A 2,018-nucleotide genomic window follows, 5' to 3' on the forward strand; every position below is an offset into this window, starting at 1 on the left:
CGTATTGTCAAAGTTTTTCTTATTAAAATAGCTTTTTAGCTTGATATCATAACTTTTTACACAAAAAAACTTGCCACCCCCTTCAAAATAGGGTATCTATGAAGTAACCACACTACACAAATACCTAAAAGGATGTGACAAGTTTGTTACTTCAATTTATAACTTATTTAGTTGAATATATCAAGTATCAAGAACGAATTATTTTTGCTTTACTTGGTGTGGTATTAGGTAAATCTATTGCTCGAACAGCTTATGATGAACCTACCAATCAACCTTATCGAAAATTACAAGTCGATGAGATGCCCATTATCGAAAAGTTGGAAAAGCTGGATTACCATCGGTTATTACAAGCCTACCAAGAGACACATGGGAAAGTCTTAAAACCAGTGGCTCGTCGTAAAAATAGTGTGGGAGATGTACCCCAAAATATCACTTGCCCTAAGTGTCAGGCTCCTGCTGATTACCTTTATGCCAACAATGGGGATAAAGGACAGTATCGTTGTAAAGTTTGCACCTGTTTATTCAATCAAAAAAATAGATTTGCGAAAGAAGCTATCCTTAAATGTCCCCATTGTTCTCACGTGTTAGAACGCATTAAAGAACGTAAAGATTTTGATATTTACAAATGTAAAAACAACGGCTGTTCTTTTTATCAACGCAACGTACGTCATATGACCAAAGAAGAGAAAAAGCGTTTTAAAGAAGATCCGCAAGCGTTTAAAGTACGGTATCTTTTTCGAGCTTTCCGCTTTGATTTTCAACCAATGGCAGCTTCTTCGCCTGTTCAACCCAAAGTGGATTTATCTCGTATTCATTCGTCGCCACATGTCTTAGGGTTGATCTTAACGTATTACGTTAATTATGGGATTGGTGCCCGCAAAACAGCGGCAATGATGTATGATATTCATGGTGTAAGGATTTCTCACCAAACCATTCTCAATTATATGAACAGTGTGGCTCTATTGATCAAACCCTTTGTAGATCATTACCCTTATCAGCTATCAAACAGCTTTTGCGGGGATGAAACTTACATCCGTGTCAAAGGACGATGGCATTATCTTGTTTTTTTCTTTGATGCGGTGAAAAAGGTTATTTTATCTTATCCGGTATCTCCTCATCGGGATACAGAAGTCGCTGTCCAAGCGATAGACCAAGTCCTGCAGAAATTTGGCGACAAAGAGAAGCTGCCAGATAATTTGAATTTTGTGGTCGACGGAAATCCCATCTATATCTTGGCTCAGCATTACTTTGCGCAGCATGATATCCACTTTGATATCACGCGTGTGATTGGCTTAACCAATGAGGATCCGGTATCAAAGGAATATCGACCATTAAAGCAAATTATTGAGCGTTTAAACCGAACATTCAAAGGCAACTATCGTCCTACTACTGGTTTTGGTTCAGAAGCTGGATCGGTATCGTTTGTCACACTATTTGTGGCCTATTTTAACTTTTTACGTCCTCATGCAACACTGGAACAAAAGGTACCTGTGATGATTCCTGAATTAACCAACATCCAGTTCATGCCCGGTAAATGGGTGCAACTACTAGCATTAGCTGAGAACTTCTTGGCAGAACAGACATCTGCTTAGTCTACAACCTAACAGCGAATCACTTAGCCACAGCGGAGCTGCTTGCCCTTGACTGTCGTGCCCCTTCTTAGCGATCAATGGTTGGGGACGGGGCCCCAGCCATTGGAGCTTAGAAGGGATCGGTCGTGGTACGCTAGATGTGCGGATGAGAGCCATATTGGCTGTATTTTTGCCATCCGCCAATGGAATCACTACCTCGACCGCAAACCAAGTCCAGGGTGGCGGTCAACAGCAGTGCAATTTTTATGGGCCAATGTAGTAAAAGCATTGGTTTATTTGGCGTGGCTATGTTTCTCCCCGTACTTTGGTACTAACCTGTTTCTTCTAAAATCTGCATCCAATATTTCAAAAATTCTCTGGCGCCACTCCACAAATTGGAACTTAATTCCTGTTTCACTTAGTTTTCATAGAATTTTTTACAGTTCC

The 2,018-nt window shown here is 40.3% G+C and carries 1 protein-coding gene; it reads left to right on the forward strand.

All coding sequences use genetic code 11. The features are described 5' to 3' along the window. Nucleotides 1-143: 143 nt before the first annotated feature. Entirely contained in the window at nt 144-1,592 is a 1,449-nt protein-coding gene (locus tag GH715_RS21180) for a DDE-type integrase/transposase/recombinase (RefSeq protein ID WP_163578832.1), read from the forward strand. Nucleotides 1,593-2,018 lie beyond the last annotated feature (426 nt).

The organism is Gracilibacillus thailandensis, from assembly GCF_010994055.1.
Classification (GTDB): Bacteria; Bacillota; Bacilli; order Bacillales; family Amphibacillaceae; genus Gracilibacillus; species Gracilibacillus lacisalsi.